The following is a 19,816-nucleotide window of genomic DNA, read 5'->3' on the forward strand; positions in this document are numbered from 1 at the left end:
GTCTTATGTTAATGTAATTATTATCAGGCTAACACGGGTTATCCTTTTATTTCGTTATTAGGTGAATTATGACCAATCCTTCTGAAGTCATGTACCATGCACAATGTCCTAACTGTGCAACTGTTCGTAAAATCAGCTTGTTACAACTGCAAGAAAACAAAGGCTTGGTAGCATGTCGCCGTTGCGACAAATCTTATCCTGCTCGCGGTCATCTGCTTTCACTGGAACAATTAGATCAATTAATGTCACAAGCAAGCAATAAATCCTCTATCAGCAGCACTCCTCCTGCTGAAGAACATACACAGACTAAAATCACACCGACTTCTATGCCTATCAGCAGTAACCCATCTAATACAGCATCACCCCCCCAAAACGCTGAACCTGCTCCCGTAGTCATGGAACATGTTTTTGTAGGCGTGATTGATGACGTTGAGCCAGTCAAACCTGCCAAAAGTATGGGTTTGTTGGCCAAATTATTGAGCCGTAAAAATACCAAACAAAATCCTGATATCTCAATCCATACAGATGAAATGGTGATTGACAACGGCAACTCCAATACAGGTGCTGATGGGTTTAGCGCAAGTAAAGCCAATTTACATGCCGATGACGCCAAACCTCTCGAAACGGCTCCTTCGCAACAACCAAGCTCTTCAGATATTGCCTCTGAAACAGTAGATGACTTTGACATTGAAAATTTAGATTTAAGCCATGTCAATGCTTTAGAATCTAGCGCGCCTAAAAAATCTTACACTACCGATTCTCAAAAAAACACTGCTGATAAGATCACTCATCACACCAATGAGCAGCAAAACGATGATTACATCACACCGATTTTGCCCAATAGCAGTAAAATTGATGAATTGTTGGTGCGTGAAGCCAGCGAGCGTCCTAATTACACGTTAAAAGAAACCGAAGTCATGGCTCCGGAATACGATGCCAATCGCCAATGGTTTACCGAAATGTTTCAGACCATGCAACAAATGCAAAACACGCAACTGGAGCCTGTTAATACTGAAACCAAACCTGAAAACGATGCCGCTGCTCAAGACATAATTCAAACTGCCAAACGCATGAATGACTCTGGCAATAGCAATACCGTGACCATGAGATTGCCTGAAAACAGCATGTTGGTGTTCACTTTAGAAGACAATGGCACCACGCAATCGATGCTAGAATTGCCACGTGCAGAACCGCAAGCTCACAATCAAACTTCTGTCATTCACACTGTCGAAGTGACCAACCAACAAAATGAGCATACCATGTGGACGGTTGCCAACATCGTGGCCATTTTGGTGTTGATTATTCAAATGTTTTACTATTTTTTATTACTCACTCCATGACCGAAACATACGAATCCGATTCATTTGTCAGGGCGTTCCGAGAGGCAGCGCCCTATATTCATTATTTGCGCGACAAAACTGTGGTATTGGCCATCAGCAGCCACATTGTCGCTTCGCCTGATTTTGCCCATTTGGCACAAGACATCAGCTTGCTCGGCAACTTGGGCATCAAAGTGGTGGTGGTACATGGTGTGCGCAAATACATCAATGATTTGATGCAGCAAAGCCAAACCACACTGCCCTCACATTTGGGCAGGCGCATCACTAACGAACACACACTGATTAAAGTCAAACAAGCTTGCGGTGAAGTGCGTTTTGATTTGGAAGCAGCCTTGTCGGTCGGACAAAGCAATTCTCCGCAAATGCTCACCCGCAACCGCTTGATTTCAGGCAACTTCATTTCTGCCAAGCCCTTAGGCGTAATAGATGGCATAGACATGGGTTATAGCGGCACTATTCGCCGCATCGACTTTGCCATGATCAAACAACATTTACAGCAACATTGTATGGTTTTGGTCAGCCCTATGGGACACTCTTTAAGTGGTAAAACTTACAGCTTGTCGATGGCTGAAGTGGCAGCAGAAGTGGCCATAGGCTTGCGGGCTGAAAAATTGGTTTTCATCAACGAAGAAGATGGCGTACTTGATGCATCAGGCCAATTGGTGCGCAATTTGTCTGCTAACCAAGCTCAAGAATTGTTTGAGAAAACACCACAAAGCAAAGCCATCAGTCGCTTGTTGCCGTCTACTTTAAAAGCCTTACAAAGCGGCGTACGTCGTGTGCAATACATCAGCGGTCATTTGGATGGCAGCTTGTTTGCAGAATTGTTTACCAAACACGGCTCTGGCACATCTTTGGCACAAAACGCCTTTGTGCACATTCGCCAAGCCATCAGCGATGACATTCCCGATATCATACAATTAATCCGTCCACTCGAAGAAAAAGGCGTTTTGGTGCGCCGCAGCCACGATTATCTCGATCACCATATCAACGAATTTGCCATGTTAGAACACGACGAACAAGTCTATGGCTGCGTAGCTTTGAAACAATTCCCACATGAAAAAATGGGAGAATTGGCATGCTTGGTGGTATCTCCCTATGCGCAAGAAGGCGGTTATGGCGAGCTGCTTTTAGAACATGTTAAAAACCAAGCTAGAGCAGCCAAACTCAAAACCTTGTTTTGCTTGTCCACGCATACAGGCGAATGGTTTAGCGAAAGAGGCTTTCAGGACGCTTGTATTGAGGATTTACCACTAGAGCGCCAACGCCAATACCATCAAGACGCACGTGGCTCACATGTTTTTGTGTTGCCGCTTTGATGGGCAAAAACGCTGCCATCGTTTACAATAAAGACATCGACACACTCATTTTGAAGGAAACAACACATGACACGTATGGTTCAATGTGCGAAATTAGGCAAAGAATTGCCTGGTATGAAATTTGCTCCCTTACCCAATGCTTTGGGTCAAAAGATTTTTGACCATGTTTCTCAAGAGGCTTGGGAAGGTTGGTTGAACTACCAAACCATGCTCATCAATGAAAACCGCTTGAGCTTAGCCGACCCACGTGCCCGCCAATACATCACCCAACAAATGGAAAACTATTTCTTTGGTGAATCTGTAGATGGTATCAGCGGCTATACGCCCCCTAGTGCTTAATCCAGACCGGCTAATAGCCGGTTTTTTTGTATCTTCACTTTACCAGCAGATTATTTTTATCAAACGTCATAAAAATGACCAAAAGATGGTTTAGAATTTAAAAGTTTTTTGATTAAAGGAAGTGTCATGCCCCAAGCTGCTAATTTACTGTGCCGTGAAATGAGTTTATTGGCATTTAACCGCCGTGTATTGGCGCAAGCGAACGATGAACGCGTGCCCTTATTGGAGCGCTTAAAATTTTTATGCATTGTTTCTTCGAATTTAGATGAATTTTTTGAAGTGCGCATGGCATGGCTCAAACAACAGCAAAAAATCAACGGTCATCTGCCATTGCCCAATGGTGAATTACCACAGCAAGTGATACACAATGTCATTGCCGAAACTCGCGCCATCGTGCAAGAGCAATACCAAATGTTCAACCAGAAATTGGTGCCAGCCTTACAACAACAAGGCATCCGTTTTTATCGCCGCCGAGAATGGTCGAAAGAACAAACGGCTTGGATTGAACAATATTTTCACCGTGAATTGAAACCAATTTTAACGCCTATTGGTTTGGACCCATCGCATCCCTTCCCTCGCTTGATGAACAAATCTTTGAATTTTGCCGTAGAACTCGATGGCAAAGACGCGTTTGGCCGCGAATCAGGCATGGCGATTGTTCAAGCGCCGCGCATTTTGCCACGTGTGGTCAAACTACCATCACATTTAAGCGAAGGCGAGGACGGTTTTGTTTTCTTGTCATCCATCATGCATGCTCACATTGACACCTTATTTTCAGGCATGGAAGTCAAAGGTTGCCACCAATTCCGTGTCACTCGTGACAGTGATTTGACCGTAGACGAAGAAGATTTGAAAAACTTGCGCACCGCCATTCAAGGCGAATTGCGTGATCGCCAATTTGGCGAAGCCGTGCGCTTGGAAATTACCAATACGTGTCCTGCTCATGTGGTCGACTTTTTATTAGAGCAATTTCAATTAAGCGAAGACGCCATGTATGTGGTTAACGGCCCTGTCAACTTAGTGCGTTTGATGGCCGTCACCGATATGGTGGATAAGCCAGAATTGAAATTCAACATATTTCGCCCGAGCATCCCAAAAAAGTTGCGCCAACACCGCGAAAAGATTTTTGAAACTTTGGCCGAGCGCGATGTGTTGCTACACCACCCTTACCAATCTTTCCAATCGGTAGTGGATTTGGTCAAACAAGCGGCCAAAGACCCTGCTGTGGTTGCCATCAAAATGACGATTTACCGCACAGGCAATAATTCCGATTTGGTCAAAGCCTTGTTACAGGCCGCCTTATTGGGCAAACAAGTGACGGTAGTGATGGAATTGATGGCACGCTTTGACGAAGAAACCAACGTCAATTGGGCCAGCCAATTAGAACAAGTCGGCGCTCATGTGGTGTATGGCGTCTTTGGCTATAAAGTCCATGCCAAAATGGCTTTGGTCATTCGTCGCGAGAATGGCATCCTGAAATCTTACGCCCACTTAGGCACAGGCAACTACCATCAAGGCACCTCGCGTTTATACACCGATTTAGGCTTACTCACTGCCAACGAACCCATTTGTCAAGACGTAAACCAATTGTTCATGGAAATCACAGGTTTGGGACAACCGAGCCATTTGAACAAATTGTTCCAAAGTCCGTTCACTTTGCACCCGATGTTGCTCGACAAAATCGAACGTGAAATGGCACACGTCCAAGCAGGCGGTCAAGGGCATGTGATGGCAAAAATGAATTCTTTGGTTGAGCCTAGCATCATTCAAAAACTGTATGACGCCAGTCAAGCGGGTGTGAAAATCGATTTGATTGTGCGCGGGATGTGTGTGTTAAAACCCGGTGTCGCAGGCTTGTCAGACAATATTCGTGTGCGTTCGATTGTTGGGCGTTTGCTCGAACACTCGCGTGTGTTTTATTTTGGGAATGCGGGCAAAAGTGAGGTTTTCATCTCTTCTGCAGATTGGATGGGGCGAAATTTCTTCCGCCGCATTGAAACTTGCGTACCAGTGCTAGACCCACAATTAAAGCAACGCGTGATTCGCGAAACCTTGACTTTGGCATTAGAAGACAATGCCAAAGCTTGGGATATGCAAGCAGACGGCTCTTACATCCGCGCGTATCCTGATTCACCTGAAAACGAAACCAATTTACAAGAAATTTTGATGCGCGAATTCAGTTTGTAATTTTGAAGCTGTTTGAATCTAACAAGCGTCCTGTAAAGGTTTACAGGACGCTTTTATTTGCACTTCGATTTCAATTACCACTCAAATCCAATTATCTGATATAAATATTTTAGCAACTTCAATATTCATTTCATTTGGACAGAACCATGCAAAAACCAACCTTACGTTTTGGTGAATTAAACATCCCAATTGCCATTATCGAAGCGCTTCAGCAAGATCGATTGGTTGTTTTTGTAGGTGCAGGTGTTTCGATGGGTGCGCCGACCAACTTGATGAATTTTGAAGATTTGACCCAACTGATTATCACAGGTCACAAAGCACAATCACCATCTTCATTAAGCAATCAAATTCAACACTTGAATATTGATGCGGATTTGAAAAAGCAATTAATAGATGCCACTTGGAAAACACAATACCGTGCGCCAGAAGAACGTTTGGGTGAGGCACAAGACAGCGGAAAAATCGATATCAAAGCACAATGTTTACATCATTTAAAAGATAGTGATTTAGAGCCCAATCACCTACACCATCAAATCATCCGTTTGTTTGCTCACAATCCTGTGCGCATCATCACTACCAATTTTGAACGCATGCTTCAAAAAGCCGCCCAATTACAAAATAAAACAATCAAAACCACCAGCATTGCCCCCAATTTGCCCCAAGGCGATGTGGTAGAAGGGATTGTGCATTTGCATGGCAGTTTGGAAGACAAAGAATCTATCATTTTGTCAGACCGAGATTTTGGCAGAGCGTATTTGACCGAAGGTTGGGCACGGCGCTTTATCACAAGGGTGTTTTCTCAATATACGGTGTTGTTCATTGGTTACTCTTATAACGACACCATCATGAAGTATTTGGCACGCTCTACTTCACAAAACACCACACAAAAATTATTTGGTATTTCATCGGTCACTGCTGAAAATCAAGAAGCCGAAGCGCGCCGTTGGGAATTATTAGGTATGACCCACATTCCCTATTTTGTGAGCCAAGAACATGGCCATCAAGCGCTAAACACGGGCATTGAAGCTTTGGCCGACTGTCTTAACTGGAGTTTTTCAGAACAACAAGCCCACATCCAACAATTGGTTCAAGACATTGAAGGGCGGCCTGAAAACTTATCAGACACCGCTTGGCAATATTTGCATTATCTCTACAGCAAACCAGAATTATTACGTTATTTTTTACTTCAAATCCAACATCCAGCTTGGCCAAATATTTTAGAGTAGTTACAAAACAAATACCCTCAGTCGAAAATTCTATTACAAGAAAATACAGCTTTTGTCTTGCTCGACCGTTTTTGGTATCAATCAGCACCAACGATGATGCGCTTGTTTCAAAAATACTATGCCAAGCCAATTTCGGCTCGAACCCTTTTACGTACCATTGACCAAAGCTTAGAAAAAAACGATGTAACAGTAGACATTCAATTTGTACAATGTTGGTTGCATTTATTAACGCCACATATTGATATTGCTGAATACAACCATATATTTTTAATTGAGCCCGCCTCTAAACACATTGCCCCATTTCTTTTAAAACACAATTGCCATCAAGAACTCGAAGCGCTGTTCAGACAGTTGTTGTTACTGCATGTGCGTTTTGATTCATCAAGCTCAGAAAAAACCACTCTTCAATACAATATTGATGAACATTCTTTAGAGTGCCTATTGCATCCCAACTCCAGCTTTATGCAGTTACCTGCCACCACCATCTTAGACATTTGCGTCCAAGCTTTAAAGCAACATTCTTATTTATTGGATATTTTTTCCATTCCCAATCAAAACAGATATGACTCATCAATCGTCATTCAATTTTATAAACCCTGTATTTGGCAACAAATTGATGAGTATCCTGAATTCTTGTAAGCCATGGCTTACCAATTGGTTGATGCTTGTTACCAAGTCCTGATGCGGCCTGAAATGTCTACAGAACAAACTTGGGCATGGGCGAATGAATATTTGCCTCAAAAAAACGTGTTACTGCAAAAGCTGGCTTTGTACACCATTGCCCATCATCCTGCTTACACAGCAGATGAAAAATTCACTCTGGTTACCAATACCCTAGACATGCATGCTTTGGATTTTCATGCTGAAATATTTGATTTTTTTAAACACTGTTTGATGAATTTGTCAGATGACAACATCGAATTGGTTATTGAAAGTTTGAATGACTATCCGAATCAAGACAATGGTCATTGTGAACAGTGGGCATTTTGGCTCAAACAATGCCACGCCACCGATTCTGCTATTGATGCTTACTACCAACAACAAAAACAACTGCATCCCCACTACCAATTGTCAGATAACCCGTATCTTCATATATTTATTGGAGAGGCTAGCGTCATCAGCCCTCGCAGCCCATACCCATCAGAACAATTATTGGCTCAACAAGACGCAGCTTGGTTTGATGAGTTACTCACCTACAACCAACAATCTTGGGATGGCTCTGAACCAGATACAGAAGGATTGTGGCGAGAAATTATCCAAGCCTGCCAACAAAACCCTACTTGGGCAATGGCATTCATCCAGCATGCTATTGATACGCAAAACAATACAAAAAAGCTGCATCAAGTCATTTCTGGTTTTGCTCAGTGGCAATTTACCGACTTAAAGCAATGGGACGCTTGTTTTAAATATTTCCAAACCTTACCGATAAAACAATATTCAAATTTATTATGCAATTTAATCGACCAAACCCACCGCAATGCCTTTTTCAAAAACCAGTCTGAAAGCACCACACAGCCAAATCGATTGGTGAGTACTTTGCTTCAAGAACAAGCCATTGATAGTCAATCAGGATTTTCCTCAACATATTATGCTTTTGGAGAACATGCCAATGTCTACAATAGCAACATCGGTTACGTTATCAGTTATCTGATAATGGCTTTTGAAAAAAGCATTCAAACCGAAAATATTCACAATCAAACACAGTCTTTTAGTGCCATTAAATCCTCATTAAAAAACGACAACTCAGGGCATGTCATTCATCTTTTGATGGCACAATATGGATTTTTTGAACACCATCAACCTGATTTTGCGCATGAAAAATTATTGCCTTATTTAAATACCACGCATCCTCAACACTTATTGGCTTGGTCTGGATTTTTAATGAACAATCAATTGACTGTCCACACTTACGGCCTCATTGAAACTGATTTGAAAACATTGCTTCAATCTCATAAGCCACAAGATAACCTATTGTCAGATTTTGACAAGAGGTGCTTAAACTTATATTTATGGAGTATTAGCCTTAACTACCATTCCAATGCTACCGACAGCATCAATTGGTTTTTAAAGCTTGCCTCAGCACCTTTGTCAAAAAATCTGACCAAAATCCTAACCGACATTTTAAAAGCAAAATACTCGGACACAAACAGTCGCCGTTGTGAAGCCATCCCTGATTGGATGGTTCAATATTGGCAACAAAGAGACCATGGCGTGGGTGGCAAATTGGATGCCTCAGAATATGAATGCTTGTGGATGCTTTCGGTAAATTGTCCCGATTGGATACCTCAAATATACGAATTTTTAATGCAATCTGATAACCTTAATGCTCATTCATCTTGGTTGCTACTAATAAGAGAAAAACAAGAACAATTAAAACCACAAGACATAACTCAATGGGCTCAGTTATTAAACCAATATTTAAAATTACAACCAAATTTTTATCATATTAATGGTAAGTGTTTAGACTTTATTTCTTTCATCTTAAAACAAGATATTGAAGAAACAATCAAACAAAGCATACACGACACATTGAACAGAAATGGTATTGACGTTAAAGAATTTGATTTAAAATAATAAAAACAAGCGTCCTGTAAACATTTACAGGACGCTTGGTATTAACCGTTTTTCATCAGTCAACTTATGGCAACTTATTTGGGATTGCCACTGTGTAACACACGGATGGCAGCGTCCATATCGCCTGCAATCATGGTGTTGATTTCACCGCGCGCGCGCCAAATGGCATCGTCAATCGCGTCTCGGTCATCGCGACTGGGTTTGTTCAACACAAATGCCGAAACCAAACTTTTGTCACCGGGATGTCCTATGCCCAAACGCAAACGCCAAAAATTGGCACTGCCCATTTTCGCTTGAATGTCTTTCAAACCATTGTGTCCACCATTGCCACCGCCTTGCTTCAAACGAATTTGTCCAGGGGCGATATCCAATTCATCGTGTAACACCAAAATGGCTTCCACAGGAATTTTGAAAAACTGCGCCAAGGCACTCACCGATTGACCCGATTTATTCATATACAACGAGGGCTTCATCAACCACACTTCGCCTTGTGGCGTGTTGGCTTTGGCGACTTTACCAAAATATTTTTTGTCTTCCCGAAACGATGCGCCCCAAGTAGCGGCCAATTCATCTATCATCCACCAACCTGCATTGTGGCGGGTATGTTCGTATTCAGGACCAATATTGCCCAAGCCCACAATCATTTGTATTTTCATAAACCATCAATCTTTGTTTTGTGCTGCACGGCGGCGGCGGTTTTCTTTCGGGTCGACCAATAAAGGGCGGTAAATTTCAATGCGGTCGTGTGCTTCTAACACATAGTCTTGCGCTACCACTTTGCCATACACGCCCAAAGGGTAATCTTGAATATGTGGATATTCATCATACAAACCACTTAATTGAGCGGCCTGTAAAGCCGTCGTACCCATGCTCACACTCAACGCAATGACAGTTTGCTGTTGTTGTGTGGCAAAGACGACTTCTACCAATATCTCATTTACCATAACGCTGATCGGCCTCTTTGATGAATGAGTCGACCAAAGTCGACGAAATGCGACCAAACACAGGCGCAATCACTCTGGAAATCAAACTATTGGCAAACTCATATTCCAAATGAAAATCAATGCGGCAACCGATTTCATCAAATGAAGTGAATTTCCATATGCCTTCCAAAGACTTGAATGGTCCTTCGAGCAATTGCATGCGAATTTCACAATTGGGAATATTGGTATTGCGGGTTGAAAAACCTTGTTTCAAGCGCATGTAATCAATCCCAACCGTGGCTTCTACCACATTGTTTTCACGCTTGTGCACCACAGACTGACCACACCATGGCAAAAAATCAGCATAATTTTCAATATCGTCTACCAAAGCGAACATTTGCTCGGCGGTGTGGGTCACCAACACATTCTTTTTAACAGTGTTCATTCAAATCTTTAAAAGCAAAAAATAAGCAAACGCTATTATGCCATCAATTGCCCTGCGGCGAAAATCCACTGATGCCGCGCTTTCTGTTAAAATAGCATCTTGTTACTTGGGGATACGCCATGAGCATTATTAACAATAGAAAAGCCTTCCATGATTTTTTCATCGAAGAACAATTGGAAGCTGGTTTGGTATTAGAAGGATGGGAAGTCAAAGCCATCCGTGCTGGCCGTGTGCAATTGAAAGAAAGCTATATTTATTATCGTGATGGCGATTTTTATTTGATTGGCTGCCACATCACCCCTTTGCCTGAAGCCTCGACCCACATCAAACCCGATGTGACCCGTTCACGCAAATTATTGATGAATCGCCGCCAAATCGACAAATGGTATGGCCAAGTTGAGCGTGATGGTTATACCGTTGTGCCATTGAATCTGCATTATAACCATGGCCGCATTAAAATCGACATTGGTTTGGCCAAAGGTAAAAAACAACACGACAAACGTGAAAGTGCGAAAGAAAAAGACTGGCAGCGCGAAAAACAACGCATCATGAAAAATGCTCGTTAATTGATGAAAGCGTCCTGTAAACATGCGTAGCCGATCCTTATTTTTCCCATTGCTGCTGATTATATCAGGCTGCATTTGGTTTTTAAAATCGACTGATTTATTGCCCGACACCGCCTCTATTTTCGCAATAGGCTTGGCGGTTTTTGGCTTTTTGGTCATGGTCATGGATGGTTTGAACAAACAATCCATCGTGGCAGGACCATTTTTAATGTATTTGGGCGCAGCCATTTATTTGTATCACGAATACATTTTTGGTTTGTCGCACATTTTTTCGGCGGGCATGGTTTGGTTGGGTTTGCTGTTGTTGCTTTCTCGCAGCAATCTCGTACCCGATAAATATGCTCGCCCTACACCTCCACCCAAAGATTGATTAGAGAATTCTGATGGACAAAATCCTGATTTTAGATTTCGGCTCACAAGTGACGCAATTGATTGCGCGCCGTGTTCGTGAAGCCCATGTATATTGTGAATTACACCCGTTCGATATGTCTTTAGAAGACATCAAAGCTTTTAATCCAAGCGGCATTATTTTGTCTGGCGGCCCTAACTCGGTTTACGAATCAGACTACCAAGCAGACACTGGTTTATTGGAATTGGGCGTGCCTGTTTTGGGCATTTGTTATGGCATGCAATGGATGGCGCATGTGATGGGCGGCGAAGTGTCTGCTGGTAACCAACGCGAATTTGGTTATGCCAAAGTCAATGTGGCAGCGAGCCCATTGTTAGCGGATTTGGCCGATGCGGACAACACCATGGAAGTATGGATGAGCCACGGTGACAAAGTGTCTCGTTTGCCTGAGAACTTTGAAATCGTAGGTCATACGCCAAGCTGCCCTGTTGCCATCATGCAAAATACAGCTAAAAACTTCTACGGGGTACAATTTCACCCAGAAGTGACCCACACTGTTAAAGGTCGCGAAATCTTAAACCAATTTGTGCTGAACATTTGTGGTGCCAAACCAAGCTGGACCATGCCTAACTACATCGAAGAAGCCGTTGCGAAAATTCGCGAACAAGTGGGTTCTGATGAAGTGATTTTAGGCTTGTCTGGCGGCGTGGATTCCTCTGTTGCTGCAGCATTGATTCACCGTGCCATCGGTAGTCAATTGACTTGCGTGTTTGTTGACCAGGGTTTATTACGCTTAAACGAAGGCGATATGGTGATGGACATGTTCGCGCGCAATTTGGGCGTGAAAGTGATTCAAGTCAACGCATCGGACGTGTTCATGGGCAAATTGGCTGGTGAAACCGACCCTGAGAAAAAACGCAAAATCATTGGCGCTGAGTTCGTGGAAGTTTTCCAAGAGGAATCTGGCAAATTAACCAATGCCAAATGGTTGGCACAAGGCACCATTTACCCGGATGTGATTGAATCTGCAGGCGGTAAGAAAAACAAAGCCCATGCGATTAAATCGCACCACAATGTGGGTGGTTTGCCAGAAGACATGCATTTACAATTGCTAGAACCATTGCGCGACTTGTTCAAAGACGAAGTACGTGAATTGGGCGTGGCATTGGGTTTACCTCGCGAAATGGTCTATCGTCATCCATTCCCAGGCCCTGGCTTAGGTGTGCGTATTTTGGGTGAAGTCAAAGCAGAATATGCTGATTTATTGCGTCGCGCGGATGACATTTTCATCCAAGAATTGCGCAATTTTAAAGATGAAAACGGTGTGTCTTGGTACGACAAAACCAGCCAAGCTTTCGCTGTGTTCTTACCTGTCAAATCGGTTGGCGTGATGGGTGACGGCCGCACTTACGAATACGTGGTGGCATTGCGTGCAGTGATTACCAACGACTTCATGACGGCGCATTGGGCACACTTGCCATACGATTTGTTGGGCACCGTATCTAACCGCATCATCAACGAAGTGCGCGGCATCAACCGTGTGGTTTACGACGTATCAGGCAAACCACCTGCAACGATTGAGTGGGAATAATTGAAACTCGTTTCATGACATTTCAGCTCATTTCAAATCTTCAATCAAACCCTGCATCTAGCAGGGTTTTTCTTTTCCCTCTATTTCATATCATTTCAAATCATTTCATTGATTTGACGGTAAACAAAACGGTAAAATCAGCAACAGTCAAAAACACCGTGAAAATTTACCGTCATGCTCAGCGATACAAAAATCAAAGCATTAAAACCCAAAGAAAAAACTTACAAAGAGTCAGACAGAGATGGTCTATATGTCATGATCAACCCGACTGGCTCGAAAGTCTTTCGCTACGATTACCGTTTCAATGGCAGACGTGAAACCTTAACCATAGGCAAGTACGGCATTATTAGCTTGGCAGAGGCGAGAGAAATATTGCTTGAAGCCAAAAAGCTGCTCAACCAAGGCATCAGCCCACAACAAGCCAAAAAAGACACAAAACAAAATCAGCAAGGGAACACCATTGACGAATGGTGGCTAAAGTATTTCAACCATACTGAACTGGCAGAATCAACTCGTAAAGTAAAAGCCGGTACCTATGTTTCAGAAATCAAGCCACAGTTTGAGCGCAAGCTTTTGACTGAGATTAAAGCGATACATATCAGGACGCTTTGTGAAACCATACTTGAACGAGGTGCGCCAACCACCGCCACGCGTGTGCGTGACATATTCAATGCCATTTATAAGTATGCAATCTTAAAAGGATTGGACATACACAACCCAGCGTCAACGATAGAAAACAAAGGTTATTACCGAGGTAAACCACGTAGTCGCTCTTTAACGCCCAAAGACATTGGTTTGTTTCTATCTGAAATTGATGAATGTGAAACCTATCCAACAGTAATCATTGCTATCAAGCTGCTACTATTGACCATGTTGCGCAAGTCAGAAGTAGTCAATGCCAAATGGGATGAAATCGATCTTGAATCAAAAGTATGGATCATACCTGCAGAACGCATGAAAGCGCGGCGTGAGCACAATGTTTATTTGTCCGACCAAGCCTGTGAGCTGATTGGCGCACTCAAAATACACAGCCACGGCAGTGAATTTTTATTTGCCGCTCGTGGCAATAAGCGCAAGCCAATGAATGTATCAAGCGTCAACCGAGCGGCATCAAGAATCATTGAGCGAGTGATGGCCAAGTATAAATTTGAAAGCTTTGTCATCCATGACTTTAGACGCACAGCCTCAACAATACTGCACGAGAAAGGCTATAACACAGACCACATTGAGAAGTGTTTGGCGCATACGGATGGATCCATCAGAGGCGTGTACAACAAAGCCGAATACGAGGCCGAGCGCAGGATTTTAATGCAAGATTGGGCCAACATGATTGATGCTTACCGAAAGCAAGATGCTTTACCAAACAAAGGTTAGCACACTCTCAAATACAAAAGAACCCACTTTAGTGGGCTCTTTTGAGTGATGTTTTTAAGCTTCATTAATGTTCAGCTTGCCATTAATTTTTTTGTTATACAAATTATCATGACCATTATCTAGTTGCTCAAAGATTTGCTTTCACTTATTTTTAAATTTCTTAAAAAGCGTAAGCAAATCACAATAACCAATACAATCTCTATTCTTATCAACCACCACATAACTTCTGGATTGTATTTGAGTAAGCAATAGATTCGTGCCATGGCATAAGTGCCAAACGACGCATGAAACAGCAAACGCACCACGTCATGTTGGCAATTTAAACAAAACCGTTCTTTGGCAACCACGCAAGCCGAAAAAACAAACATCACAGCCAAGATGGCCAATTGTAAAATCACCATCTTAGCCACCTCCCCATTTCTTACTCAGCAACTTTTTAATCACATCTGGCAATATGTCAGGCATGGCCAAAATCAATTTATTACATGTAGCAAAAAATGCTTCATGCAAACGCAATGAAATGAATGGCCAAGCAATGGCTGAAAATACTGCCACAAACAAATAGCCTTCACGTGGTAAGCCTAACCACATGCCAAAGAATGGTGGCAAGCTGCCTGCCACAAAAGATGTGATCACAATGGTGGCGACGCTGTTCCAACGGGTCACACGGCTGTGTACACCGACCAAACAAAACCCCAAAAAACAACCTGCAAAAAAACATTCAGCTGGCAAAGATCCGATAAGAGTCATGAAGCCAGCACCCAACCAAGCGGCAAGGTATCCTGCAATCGTGGTTTCTGCACTCATCGCATTTCCTTTGCAATCTTGGTATGGTAAGCATATTTTTCATATGCGGGACCGTTATAACCTTTGGCAAACGCACGACAGTCTTCAGGATGGCTGCTGATACGTAAAAATGCCCCTTTCAAATTGGCCACCTTTAGAATGTAATCACGCAACATTTCATAGTGAGCCAACTCACTGTTACGGGCTGCCCACAACATTTCAATCGGATGGTTATAGCCACATTCACGGTACCAGCGTCCTAAAACTTGAAATTTACCAATGCTAATGGCTTGAAAAGCTGCCAGTGGGTCTTTGCAGGCCGCATAAGAGAGTTTTTCCCAAGAATCATTGATGCCGTTGTTATTCGCATCCATAGTGTAGTCACCTGCTTTTGGATTGGAAAACCACGATAACACTCGTTTGCTTTTATCTTGCACCCATTCCCAAAACTTGTGACGCTCATACAAAATAACGGGCAAGCCTGACGCAAACCAACCACCATAAGTGCCACTTTCAACAGTCGCCACCGCTTTGATGCGTTGGGTGTTGGTGTCGCCCAATTGTTCGGCAATGGTTTGAAGTTGGTATTCAAGAATGGGCATGGCATGTTTGTTGGTGAACACTTGAATAATCGCCGCACGCGTCAAACTGCCACCATCGCCATCAACAGCCAGAGCAGGATAAGCGCCATGTACGTTCAGCCATTTTTGCATCCATGCCACGTTCAAATCTTTGGCGCGCTCAGCCTCTTGAGCTGTTAAAGTAATCTGTTGCATCGGTCTCACCTTTGAATTAAAAGTGATTCCATTGTAAGAATGAAAAAAACGGCCTTTTCGGACCGTTCCCTATCTGCCTCAATTATTTAAAATGGCTCATCTGTTGTACCACCACCATCCCCGTTTTCATTGTGTTTGTGGGTAGAGCCGACATCTTTATCATTGTTGGTCATCGTGCCTGTCACAGCCAGACCACTCAACAATTGGGTTAACAAAGCCACTGTCAGTGTTTTCAGGACGCTTAAAAGGCCTTTGATGGTCACATCACCGGTCACTTCCATGGTTTTGCAGTCAATGAGCACATGATCCGCAATCAATTCAATGCGCTTTTGGCGCCAACGACGGATACCCACCAAATTACCGGTTTCAGGCTGTCGATAACCCATGATTATGGGATAGCGCCAATCCCCCTCAACCGAAAAATCAATCCAAACCTTATCACCGGCTTCAATTTCAATTTCGGTGTCGTTGTGGCTGTCACCTAACGGATACATCAGTTCAGCTTCTGGATAAACATTGGAACCATCGGTCATACCAGGGATGGCAATGCGTGCACGACGGCGTTGGCCATCGTAGGATTCAACTACCGCAGGATAAAGGGCCATTATTGTTTCACTCCTGTCCAAAATACGGATTGGCTTTCTTCGCCACCATTGCCTGCACCTTGTCTGAATGAATGGGCAGCGGTAATAATCGCGAATTTGATTTGCCCGCCATCAATTAATTGACCACTGTGTACATCAGGTGCAAATTGGCTGGGAATCTCTTTGGCATTGAGCAATACATCGGTCATGCTGTTCAATTGGGCTTCGGTTTTATGCGGCATGAATTCAACATTGCGGTCTTTGTCAAAATTGCCCTTCACAATACTGCCATCGGGTGCGCAACTGATGTAAGCGGGCAATTCATGGCGCTCTAAAAAGCCTGACTTTTGGGTGTAGTCGGCTAAGGTTTGCAGCTTCATAATCGGCTCTTGGCCAAACAAGTCATTGATGCGGGTAAACTCCAAGCGATCACCATCTGGCATCCAACGCACCACACCACCGTGCTCTTGGCACACACGGGCAATCAAATAGCTTGGGGTTTCGCCTTTGAAGCAGTAAAACTTGGGTACCGCAAAGTCTTTGCCTATCTCGGACTTGCCACCACAAGCTTTGTAGATTTCGGACAAGGTGGTGTTTTCCAAAAAGATGCCTTTGACGGCGCGGTGGCTGATGCCTTCGGTATTCTTGTGTAAGGCAATGAAATAACGGATTTGCACCATGCCGCCTTGGTAGACGCTGCTGATAGAATCGCGTACGTATTTAATCACCATCGGTGTTTGGTCACGCCCTACTTTGATTTCCATACCTTCTAAAAGCTGATTGGCAAATGATTCTTTCAAACGGATGGTGGCTTCAAACGTGACTGGTACAGGCGTTAAACTGTCACGCAGCGTGGCATCGACAATCAAATCACCATCTATGGTTTGGCCATTGGCCATTCGAACAATCATGGGTTCACCTGAATATTGACATCACCAGTCTGAATGGCAGTAACTGCATCACCCACAAACGGCAACACATAGTTCAAAGTTAAATCCCATGCAAAAATGGTGATGTTTTTACGGCCACCGTCCACATCAATGACCGATTCCATAGGCTCAAAACCATCTTCAAACGTGCCTGTGGTTTCAAATTCTTCACCATCATGGTGCCAAGGGATTTGCCAGCGGTGGTTTTTGAAGCGCTGCATGTACAAACGCATCTGATCGGTCATGCCGGTAGCTGTTTCATGTTCGTGCGCCACAAACACCAATTGGCACCGCCAAGACTTATGCTGCATACGCACCTGGTAAAAGCCGCTGGTATTGTTGAGGTTCACATTTTGTACATCTGCCACGCTGCGTCCTCGATCTGTTGGAATCGGCGAGGTTTCTTTAGCAAAAGCAATGAACATCACTGGCAATGGTGAATCGATGGCTTTGCCATTGGCATCACTGCTGCGACGGTAAGTATTGAGCATGTCTTGTACATCATCCACCATCCGACTTGGGCACACCCGTAAGCGGCTTGAACGTGGCTTTGTGATGAATTTTTGCAGTGCAGGTGTGATAGGTAACATTTCATCCACGCCAGCCATGATATAGCGAACAAACGCTTCTTTGACCACATCTTGGCGACCTGTATTGTTAGTGGACATAAGGTGGTACCTCATCAGCATCAGGCAAATTCAAATTGGCTAACATCTGCATGGTGTAATATTGCTGCATGACGCTGACTTGATGGTATTGGCTGTTTTTCATTTGTTGCTCAATCAAATCCAACACCCATTTGCGGAATTGTTTGGCCACTTCGGTTTTGGCGAAAAATGCGATTGAATAACAGCCACGCAAGCTGAAAATACGGAAATTATTATTATCCAACTCATTGTTTTTATTCCGATACGTCAAATTGACGTAGCGGCTCATGTAATGACCTAGCACTTTCTGCACAAGTCACAAGCTTAATCGATAGACTTCAGTAGGAGTTTTCATACCCAATGCCTGATGAGGTCTTCGTTCATTGTAAAACTGTATCCAATCGCTCAATACACGATTGGCATGTTGCAAACTCTCAAAGCGGTAGCGATGAACGCATTGCTCTTTAATGGTGCGAATCAATCTTTCCACCATGCCGTTTTGCTGTGGGCAATGCGGTGTGATGAATTCTTGCTGCAAACCATAACTGCTCACCAACGCAGTATATTTGCGACTGGTAAACACCAAACCATTGTCTGAACGCAATAAGAAACGTTCAGGCACCTTGCCCAAACAGCGAAAGCGGCTGATCAAAGCGTGTTCCAATGCACTCACAGCCGTACTGGCTTTACCAGTTTTGGAAAGTTGCCAGCCCAATAATTCACGGGTATGGCAATCCATTACCAAAGCCAGACTGAGCCAACCATCTTTACCACCCCAAACCCGACACAAATCTGTAGACCAACGTTGATTTGGCTCCTGTGCTTTGGATGGCACCGCTTGAATCCGAGGTCTGCGACCGACTGAGCGTTTACGTACTTGCCAACCTTTGAGCTGAAACACACGTTGGACAGTGTTTTTATTCATACTCAGCAAAGCAGCAACCGTCCTGTAACCAAATGATGGTTGTTCTTCAATCAATTGTTTAATCGGTTCTGAATAGCATTCTTTTACCACTGGCTGTTTGCGATGTGGTCGGTAATACACTGAACGACGAGCCACACCAAACCAAGCACACAAGCGGCTGATGCTGACGTGAACACCATCAGATGCAAACTGTTCATGCAAACGCCAAATCAGTTCTCGTCCCGCTCCAACCATTCCTCCAACTTTTTTCGCGCACGCAGCTCCAACATCGCTTCACCATAAGCGGCCTGTAATTGGTGAATTTGCTTTTCGTATTGCTGACGCACATCACGAGGTTTGGCTCGCAAAGCGTTTTCCATACCTTCTTTAGCTTGATCAACCCAGCTTTCCAATTCAGATGGCGTTAAATCAAATTGCCGAGAAGCTTCGGCTACCGTGGTCTTACCTTGGATGATTTCCAATACCAATGCACTCTTGCGTTTGGCACTCCAACGTTTGTTTTCATCACTCATTTGGCTACTCATTTTAGTATCTCCTAGATGGAATAATACCTGAGCAGAAATTTAGTGGGTCATTACACTCATTTGGTCAGTAAACTCATCCGAATTGTGCTCAAAGATTTTATTTACTGAATCTGGGCGTGCATAACCCAACGCATTGGCCAACTGAGCAGAAGTCACCCAAATTTGATTGTCAGGCTGCGTTACAGGATTCAAAGCCACTTGATTAAAAGTAATGGTATTCATTTGCCCACCTACACCCATAAGATTTGAAATGCTTGGCCATTCACGCAGACAAGCCATTATGGGTGGTTTTGGCTTGCCTGCTACCGATGCGCATCGGCGAATGGTCAAACAGTGGGCAAAGAAAAACCCACAAGCGATATTGTGGGCTGGGTTTGGGTGGGGGTTTCGGAGCGTTCCCTGAGTTTCAGTC

General features: G+C 43.6%; 25 protein-coding genes. 12 read left to right on the plus strand and 13 right to left on the minus strand.

From position 1 onward, the window contains the following. Positions 1-68 precede the first annotated feature (68 nt). From ADP71_RS06415 to ADP71_RS06445, 7 genes are all read left to right on the plus strand, one after another. On the plus strand, positions 69-1,340 hold the full coding sequence (locus ADP71_RS06415; protein WP_171460998.1) for an MJ0042-type zinc finger domain-containing protein: 1,272 nt from the start codon (positions 69-71) through the stop codon (positions 1,338-1,340). Beyond that, the gene (gene argA, locus ADP71_RS06420; protein WP_026353630.1) at positions 1,337-2,659 is read left to right on the plus strand and encodes an amino-acid N-acetyltransferase; all 1,323 of its coding nucleotides are present in this window, start codon (positions 1,337-1,339) and stop codon (positions 2,657-2,659) included. Before ADP71_RS06415 ends, argA begins: the two co-directional genes overlap by 4 nt. Before the next feature lie 66 nt (positions 2,660-2,725). Further along, positions 2,726-2,998: an oxidative damage protection protein gene (locus ADP71_RS06425; RefSeq protein ID WP_019958895.1), complete on the plus strand. Its 273-nt coding sequence runs from the start codon at positions 2,726-2,728 to the stop codon at positions 2,996-2,998. A gap of 126 nt (positions 2,999-3,124) precedes the next feature. After that, the gene (gene ppk1 / locus ADP71_RS06430; protein WP_171460999.1) at positions 3,125-5,185 is read left to right on the plus strand and encodes a polyphosphate kinase 1; all 2,061 of its coding nucleotides are present in this window, start codon (positions 3,125-3,127) and stop codon (positions 5,183-5,185) included. Between the two features lie 146 nt (positions 5,186-5,331). Then, positions 5,332-6,411 (plus strand): SIR2 family protein, encoded by a 1,080-nt coding sequence (locus ADP71_RS06435; protein WP_171461000.1) that lies wholly within the window; start codon positions 5,332-5,334, stop codon positions 6,409-6,411. A 93-nt stretch (positions 6,412-6,504) separates the two neighbouring features. Then, on the plus strand, positions 6,505-7,050 hold the full coding sequence (locus tag ADP71_RS06440) for a hypothetical protein (protein ID WP_171461001.1): 546 nt from the start codon (positions 6,505-6,507) through the stop codon (positions 7,048-7,050). Between the two features lie 513 nt (positions 7,051-7,563). Beyond that, entirely contained in the window at positions 7,564-8,985 is a 1,422-nt protein-coding gene (locus tag ADP71_RS06445) for a hypothetical protein (RefSeq protein ID WP_171461002.1), read from the plus strand. A gap of 74 nt (positions 8,986-9,059) precedes the next feature. Here the strand turns inward: ADP71_RS06445 and pth are convergent, their stop codons facing one another. The 3 genes from pth to ADP71_RS06460 are packed head-to-tail and all read right to left on the minus strand — an operon-like array spanning position 9,060 to position 10,353. Further along, the gene (gene pth / locus ADP71_RS06450; protein WP_026353631.1) at positions 9,060-9,641 is read right to left on the minus strand and encodes an aminoacyl-tRNA hydrolase; all 582 of its coding nucleotides are present in this window, start codon (positions 9,639-9,641) and stop codon (positions 9,060-9,062) included. 6 nt (positions 9,642-9,647) lie between these two features. Beyond that, positions 9,648-9,929 (minus strand): RnfH family protein, encoded by a 282-nt coding sequence (locus ADP71_RS06455; RefSeq protein ID WP_019958900.1) that lies wholly within the window; start codon positions 9,927-9,929, stop codon positions 9,648-9,650. After that, positions 9,919-10,353 carry a type II toxin-antitoxin system RatA family toxin gene (locus tag ADP71_RS06460; RefSeq protein ID WP_171461003.1) on the minus strand — a complete coding sequence of 145 codons (435 nt, stop codon included), beginning with the start codon at positions 10,351-10,353 and terminating at the stop codon, positions 9,919-9,921. Before ADP71_RS06460 ends, ADP71_RS06455 begins: the two co-directional genes overlap by 11 nt. A gap of 119 nt (positions 10,354-10,472) precedes the next feature. Between ADP71_RS06460 and smpB the strand changes: the two genes are divergently transcribed. From smpB to ADP71_RS06480, 4 genes are all read left to right on the plus strand, one after another. Continuing rightward, positions 10,473-10,919, plus strand: a complete 447-nt coding sequence (gene smpB, locus ADP71_RS06465; RefSeq protein ID WP_019958902.1) for an SsrA-binding protein SmpB — start codon at positions 10,473-10,475, stop codon at positions 10,917-10,919. 22 nt (positions 10,920-10,941) lie between these two features. After that, complete coding sequence (locus ADP71_RS06470; RefSeq protein WP_019958903.1) at positions 10,942-11,289, plus strand: hypothetical protein; 348 nt, start codon at positions 10,942-10,944, stop codon at positions 11,287-11,289. A 7-nt stretch (positions 11,290-11,296) separates the two neighbouring features. Further along, on the plus strand, positions 11,297-12,859 hold the full coding sequence (gene guaA, locus ADP71_RS06475) for a glutamine-hydrolyzing GMP synthase (RefSeq protein ID WP_104931775.1): 1,563 nt from the start codon (positions 11,297-11,299) through the stop codon (positions 12,857-12,859). Positions 12,860-13,033: 174 nt separating this feature from the next. After that, positions 13,034-14,233 (plus strand): tyrosine-type recombinase/integrase, encoded by a 1,200-nt coding sequence (locus ADP71_RS06480; RefSeq protein WP_104931776.1) that lies wholly within the window; start codon positions 13,034-13,036, stop codon positions 14,231-14,233. A gap of 119 nt (positions 14,234-14,352) precedes the next feature. Here the strand turns inward: ADP71_RS06480 and ADP71_RS06485 are convergent, their stop codons facing one another. The 10 genes from ADP71_RS06485 to ADP71_RS06530 form a co-directional block, all read right to left on the minus strand. Further along, the gene (locus tag ADP71_RS06485; protein WP_104931777.1) at positions 14,353-14,634 is read right to left on the minus strand and encodes a hypothetical protein; all 282 of its coding nucleotides are present in this window, start codon (positions 14,632-14,634) and stop codon (positions 14,353-14,355) included. A gap of 1 nt (position 14,635) precedes the next feature. Further along, positions 14,636-15,040 (minus strand): hypothetical protein, encoded by a 405-nt coding sequence (locus tag ADP71_RS06490; protein ID WP_019958907.1) that lies wholly within the window; start codon positions 15,038-15,040, stop codon positions 14,636-14,638. Next, positions 15,037-15,795: an N-acetylmuramidase domain-containing protein gene (locus tag ADP71_RS06495; protein WP_104931778.1), complete on the minus strand. Its 759-nt coding sequence runs from the start codon at positions 15,793-15,795 to the stop codon at positions 15,037-15,039. The genes ADP71_RS06490 and ADP71_RS06495 overlap by 4 nt, the downstream gene beginning before the upstream one ends. An 86-nt stretch (positions 15,796-15,881) precedes the next feature. Further along, positions 15,882-16,400 carry a hypothetical protein gene (locus tag ADP71_RS06500; RefSeq protein WP_104931779.1) on the minus strand — a complete coding sequence of 173 codons (519 nt, stop codon included), beginning with the start codon at positions 16,398-16,400 and terminating at the stop codon, positions 15,882-15,884. Beyond that, positions 16,400-17,290: a hypothetical protein gene (locus ADP71_RS06505; RefSeq protein ID WP_104931780.1), complete on the minus strand. Its 891-nt coding sequence runs from the start codon at positions 17,288-17,290 to the stop codon at positions 16,400-16,402. The genes ADP71_RS06500 and ADP71_RS06505 overlap by 1 nt, the downstream gene beginning before the upstream one ends. Beyond that, positions 17,287-17,976: a hypothetical protein gene (locus ADP71_RS06510; protein ID WP_104931781.1), complete on the minus strand. Its 690-nt coding sequence runs from the start codon at positions 17,974-17,976 to the stop codon at positions 17,287-17,289. Before ADP71_RS06510 ends, ADP71_RS06505 begins: the two co-directional genes overlap by 4 nt. Next, positions 17,966-18,244 carry a hypothetical protein gene (locus tag ADP71_RS06515; protein WP_104931782.1) on the minus strand — a complete coding sequence of 93 codons (279 nt, stop codon included), beginning with the start codon at positions 18,242-18,244 and terminating at the stop codon, positions 17,966-17,968. The genes ADP71_RS06510 and ADP71_RS06515 overlap by 11 nt, the downstream gene beginning before the upstream one ends. A gap of 27 nt (positions 18,245-18,271) precedes the next feature. Beyond that, entirely contained in the window at positions 18,272-19,114 is an 843-nt protein-coding gene (locus tag ADP71_RS06520) for an IS3 family transposase (RefSeq protein ID WP_104931415.1), read from the minus strand. Beyond that, positions 19,090-19,404 (minus strand): transposase, encoded by a 315-nt coding sequence (locus tag ADP71_RS06525; RefSeq protein WP_104931416.1) that lies wholly within the window; start codon positions 19,402-19,404, stop codon positions 19,090-19,092. Before ADP71_RS06525 ends, ADP71_RS06520 begins: the two co-directional genes overlap by 25 nt. Positions 19,405-19,443: 39 nt before the next feature. Then, positions 19,444-19,626 carry a hypothetical protein gene (locus ADP71_RS06530; RefSeq protein ID WP_158667162.1) on the minus strand — a complete coding sequence of 61 codons (183 nt, stop codon included), beginning with the start codon at positions 19,624-19,626 and terminating at the stop codon, positions 19,444-19,446. A gap of 28 nt (positions 19,627-19,654) precedes the next feature. Here ADP71_RS06530 and ADP71_RS06535 point away from each other — a divergent pair, with 28 nt between their 5' ends. Further along, positions 19,655-19,807, plus strand: a complete 153-nt coding sequence (locus ADP71_RS06535) for a hypothetical protein (RefSeq protein ID WP_158667163.1) — start codon at positions 19,655-19,657, stop codon at positions 19,805-19,807. Positions 19,808-19,816: the final 9 nt, after the last annotated feature.

It is taken from the genome of Vitreoscilla sp. C1, from assembly GCF_002951955.2.
Classification (GTDB): Bacteria; Pseudomonadota; Gammaproteobacteria; order Burkholderiales; family Neisseriaceae; genus Vitreoscilla; species Vitreoscilla stercoraria.